This is a genomic window from Streptomyces sp. HSW2009 (assembly GCF_040240285.1).
Classification (GTDB): domain Bacteria; phylum Actinomycetota; class Actinomycetes; order Streptomycetales; family Streptomycetaceae; genus Streptomyces.
This window is the reverse complement of the sequence record NZ_JBEHZD010000509.1, coordinates 1-5,635: the sequence shown is the minus strand read 5'-3', so window position 1 is coordinate 5,635 and position 5,635 is coordinate 1. Positions and strand designations below refer to the sequence as shown.

General features: G+C 76.9%; 1 protein-coding gene. It reads left to right on the top strand.

The genetic code is table 11. The annotated features are described in order from the left end of the window. Positions 1-13: 13 nt before the first annotated feature. A partial coding sequence (locus tag AAHZ94_RS27490) for a non-ribosomal peptide synthetase (RefSeq protein ID WP_349996148.1) occupies positions 14-5,635 on the top strand: 5,622 nt, incomplete at its 3' end.

The window sequence follows — 5,635 nt, the reverse complement described above, 5'->3', positions numbered from 1 at the left end:
GGCCGCGGCCTATATGAGTTTTATCGGCCGGCCCCCGGGGGTCGCGGGGGGTGTGGTGGCGGGGGGGGGGGGGGCCCACCGGGGGGGGGGGCCCGGGGGGGTGGGGGCGGCGGGCGGCGCCGGCGGCACCCGCCTGGTCGGCTACGTGGTCGCGCCCGCCGACCCGGCCGCGCTCGACGCGCTGCGCACGGCCCTGGCCCGCAGCCTCCCCGCCCACCTGGTCCCCGCGCTGCTGGTGCCGCTCCCCGAACTGCCGCGCACCCCGAACGGCAAGGTGGACCGCGCGGCGCTGCCCGCACCGGAGTTCGACGCGCCGGTGGGGCGGGCGCCCAGCGGTCAGCGCGAAGAGTTGCTGGCCGGCCTGTTCGCCGAGGTCCTCCAGGTGCCGCGGGTCGGCGCCGACGACGACTTCTTCGCCGTCGGCGGCCACTCGCTGCTCGCCGCCCGGCTGGTGGCCAGGGCGCGTACGGCGGGGCTCGACCTGTCGGTGCGGGCGGTCTTCGACGCGCCGACCGTCCGGGCGCTGGCCGCGCTGGCCGCCGCCGACCGGCCGGCCGTGCCGGAACTCGCCGCCGGCGCCAGGCCCGTACACCCGCCGCTGTCCCCGGCCCAGCGCCGGCTGTGGTTCCTGCACCGGCTGGCCCCGGGCGCCGGCTACCACCTGCCGTACGTGCTGACCCTGCGCGGCGAGGTGGACCCGGCCGCGCTGCGGGACGCCGTGCACGACCTGATGGGCCGGCACGAGGTGCTGCGCACCGTCTTCGCCGAGACCGCGGACGGCCAGCCGTACCAGCGCGTCGCGACCGACTGGCAGCCGCCGTTCACCACCCGCGCGGTCACCGAAGCGGACCGCGGGACGGTCCTCGACGCGCTGGCCGGGCGCCCCTTCGACCTGGCGGCCGAGTTCCCGCTGCGGGTGAGTGCGCTGCACGGCGACGGCACCTGGTCGGTGCTGCTCCTGCTGCACCACATCGCCGCCGACGAGGGCTCCGTGGACCCGCTGCTGCGGGACCTGGCCACCGCGTACGCCGCCCGCCGCGCCGGCCGGGCCCCGCAGTACGCGCCGCTGCCGGTGCAGTACGTGGACTACGCCGCCTGGCAGCTCGACCTGCTGGCCGGACCGGTCTGGGGCCGGCAACTCCGTTACTGGCGCGAGGAGTTGGCCGATGCACCGCGCGTCATCGAGCTGCCGGCCGACCGGCCGCGGCCCGCGGTGCCCAGCGGACGCGGCGGGTTCGTGCCGTTCGCGCTGTCGGAGCGGACGACGCGGGCGCTGCGCGAGGTGGCCGCGGCGCGCGGGGTCACGCCGTTCATGGTGGCCCAGGCGGGCGTCGCCCTGCTCCTGCACGCCAGCGGCGCCGGCGATGACCTGCCGCTCGGGGTGCCCACGGCGGGCCGCGACGACCGCAGGACCGAGGAGTTGGTCGGCTTCTTCGTCAACACCCTGGTGCTCCGCACCGACCTGAGCGGCAACCCCACCTTCGGCACGCTCCTTGACCGGGTGCGGCGCACCACGCTGGACGCCTTCGACCACGCCCAGGTGCCCTTCGAGCGGGTCGTCGAAGAGCTGAACCCGGACCGCTCGCCGGCGGCCAACCCGCTCTTCCAGGTGATGCTGACCTATCAGAACCGGATGCCGGCGCCGTTCGTCGCCGAGGGCGTCGCGGTGGAGTTCGGGCTGCGCGAGACCAACACCGCCAAGTTCGACCTCATCGTCGGCTTCACCGACCACGCCGGCGAAGGGCCGCTGACCGGCGCCCTCAACTACAGCGCCGACCTCTTCGACCAGGCTACGGCCGCCGCGCTCGCCGCCCGCCTGGTCAGCCTGCTCGACGCGGCCCTGACCAGCCCCGACACCCCGATCAGCCGGTTGCCGCAGCTCACCGCAGACGAGCGGCGCACGGTGCTCACCGAGTGGAACCCGCGCGGCGCGCAGAGCGGCGAGCCCGACCTGATGGAACGGTTCGCGGCCGTGGTGCGCTCCGCGCCGCACGCCCCCGCCGTCAGCCACGCCGGACACACCCTCAGCTACGCCGAACTCGACGCCCGCACCGCGCGCCTGGCCGCCCGGCTGACCGCACTCGGCATCGGCCCCGACGACCGGGTCGCGCTGCTGCTCCCGCGCACCCCGCTGGCGGTCGTCGCCGTTCTCGCGGTGGTTCGCGCCGGCGCCGCGTACCTGCCGATCGACCCGCGCTACCCGGCCGACCGCATCGCGTACACGCTCTCCGACGCCGCGCCGGCGGCCGTCCTGACCACCGCCGCCCCGCCGGCGGCGGACGCGCTGCGCGAGCAGCGGGTGCTGACGCTGGCGGCGGACGGGACGGTCGTCGCCGAGACGGGCGACATAGCCGGAGCAGCCGGAGCAGTCGGAGCAGTCGGAGCGGACGGGGCAGGCAGGGCCGCCGGGGCCCGTGGGGTTGCCGGGGCTGACAAGGCGGCCGGTGGTGCGCCCGCCGCCTCGCCCGACCACGCCGCGTACGTCATCTACACCTCGGGCTCCACCGGCCAGCCCAAGGGCGTGGTGGTCACCCGGCGCAACATCGGCCGGCTCTTCGACGCGACCCGGGAGCGGTTCGGCTTCGGGCCGGCCGACGTGTGGACGATGTTCCACTCGTACGCCTTCGACTTCTCCGTCTGGGAGCTGTGGGGCGCGCTGCTGCACGGCGGCAGGCTGGTCGTCGTCCCGCACGACACGGCACGCTCGGCCCCCGACTTCCTGCGCCTGCTCCAGGCCGAGCAGGTCACCGTACTCAGCCAGACGCCGTCCGCGTTCTACCAGCTCACCGATGCCCTGGACGGCGCGGGACCGCCGGCATCGGTGCGCTGGGTGGTCTTCGGCGGCGAGGCGCTCGACCCGCGCCGGGCCGCGCCCTGGACGGCCGGCGCCGACGGCCCGCGGCTGCTCAACATGTACGGCATCACCGAGACCACCGTCCACGTCACTGAGCACGAACTGACCGCGGCCGAGACCGCGCCCGCCGCGCCCGATGCGGCCAGCCCGATCGGCCGCGCCATCGACGACCTGCGGGTCTACGTCCTGGACGGCGGGCTGCGCCCGGGGCCGCCCGGCGTCACCGGCGAGCTGTACGTGGCCGGCGGCGGGCTCGCCCGCGGTTATCTGAACCGGCCGGCGCTGACCGCAGACCGCTTCGTGGCCAACCCGTTCGGGGCACCGGGCAGCCGGCTGTACCGCAGCGGCGACCTGGCCCGCTGGTCGGCCGACGGCGTGCTGCGCTACCTGGGCCGCGCCGACCACCAGGTGTCGGTGCGCGGCTTCCGCGTGGAGACCGGCGAGATCGAAGCGGTGCTGCTGACGGTCCCCGGCGTACGCGCCGCCGCCGTGCTGCTCCGCACGGACCTGCCCACCGGGGACGGGCTCGTCGCGTACGTGGGGGGGGAGCCGACCGCCGCGCTGGGAGGCGCCCGGGGCGCGGAACCGGCCACCGAACCGGCCACTGGCCCAGCCGCGGAACCGGTCACTGACGCGGCCACCGAGTCGGCCGCCGACCCAGCCGTGGAACCGGCCCTGACCACCGCTCCGGCCACTGGCCCGGCCCCGGTCACCGCCCCCACTCAGGCCCAGGCCCCGGCCGGCCGCCCCGGCGAGGCCGCCGCCACCCTGCGGGCAGCCTGTGCCGCAGCGCTCCCCGAGCACATGGTGCCCGCCGCCTTCGTCACCCTGGAGCGGCTGCCGCTGACCACCAACGGCAAGCTCGACCGGGCCGCGCTCCCGCTGCCGGGACGGGCCGCCACCGCCGGCGGGCGCGCCCCGCGCACCCCGCACGAGCGGCTGCTGTGCGACCTGTACGGCCGGCTGCTCGGCGTGCCCGCGGTCGGCATCGACGACAACTTCTTCGCCCTCGGCGGCCACTCCCTGCTGGTCACCAGGCTCGCCGGGCTGATCGCCGCCGAACTGGGCGTACGGCTGCCCATCCGGGCCCTGTTCGAGGCCGCCACGGTCGCCGCGCTGGCCGACCGCATCGCCGCGGCCGACCGGGCCGAGCGCGCGCCCTGGCCGGCGCTGGCGGCGACCGCAGCGCGCCCGGCCGCGCTGCCGCTCTCCCCGGCGCAGCAGCGGCTGTGGTTCCTGCACCGGCTGGCCGGCTCCGGCACCACCTACACGGTGCCGCTGGTGCTGCGCACCCGCGACCGGCTCGACGCAGGGGCGCTGCGGCACGCGCTCGCCGACCTGACGGCCCGGCACGAGGTGCTGCGCACCGTCTTCCCCGAGCACGAGGGCCGCGCGACCCAGCGGGTGCTGCCCGCCGCCGCGGCGGCCCCCGCCCTGCACACCGCCGAGGTCCCCGCGGACGCGATCACCGACGAGGTGCGCAGGCTCGCCGCGTACGAGTTCGACCTCGCCGCCGAACCGCCGCTGCGCGCCCACCTGTTGCACACCGCCGGCGGGGAGAGCGCCCTGCTGCTCCTGCTCCACCACATCGCCTGTGACGAGTGGTCGAGCGGCCCGCTCGTCGCCGACCTGGCCGCCTGCTACGCCGCCCGGCTGCCCGGCGCGACCACGGGCCTGCCGCCGGCGCCCGCCGTGCAGTACGCCGACTACACGCTGTGGCAGGCGGCGGCCCTGGTGGACCGGGAGGAGGCGCTGACCGCCTACTGGCGCACCGCGCTGGCCGGCGCGCCCGAAGAGATCGCGCTGCCGCTGGACCGGCCGCGGCCCACCGAGGTGGACCAGCGCGGCGACTCGGCCGAGTTCACCATCGACGCGGCCTCGCACCGGGCGGCGGCCGAACTGGCCGCGGCGTCGGGGGCCACGCTCTTCATGGTGGTGCAGGCGGCGTTCGCGGCGCTGCTCACCGCGCACGGCGGCGGCACCGACCTGCCGATCGGCACCGTGCTCAGCGGGCGCACCGACCGGGCCCTGCACGACCTGGTCGGCCTGGTCTCCAACACCGTGGTGCTGCGCACCGACACCTCGGGCGACCCGACCTTCAGGGAACTGGTCGAGCGGGTGCGCGCGGTGGACCTGGACGCCTTCGACCACGGCGACCTGCCCTTCGAGCGGCTGGTGGAACGGCTCAGCCCGGAGCGCTCGCTCGCCCGCCACCCGGTGTTCCACGTCGCCCTGGTGCACCAGAACGCGCCCCGCGGCACGGTGGGCCTCGGCCCGGCAGCCGCGACGGTCGAGTTGGTCGAGACCCGGGGTGCCAAGTGGGACCTGACGCTGGCCGTCGTGGAGGAGCCGGGCCGGCACGGGCTGCGGGCGGCGTTCAACTACCGTACGGCGCTGTTCGACCGGGAGACCGTGCAGGCGCTCGGCGAGCGGCTGCGCACGCTCCTGGACTGGGCCTGCCGCCACCCGGACGCCCCGCTCAGCGCCGCAACGCTGCTCTCGGCCGCCGACCGGCGCCGGGTGCTCACCGACTGGAACGACACCGCCCACCCGTTGCCGCCGGCCACGCTGCCCGCACTCGTCCGCGCCCAGGTCGCCCGCACACCGGAGGCGACCGCGCTGGTGGCGGGGGAACAGCGGCTGAGCTACGCGGAGTTCGACGCCGCGGCCGATGCGCTGGCCGTGCGCTTGGCCGCTGGCCGGGGGCCGGCCGACGACGTCAGTGGCAGCGGAGGCGTCAGTGGCAGCGGCAGCGGAGACGGTAGCGGCTGTGGTGGGGGG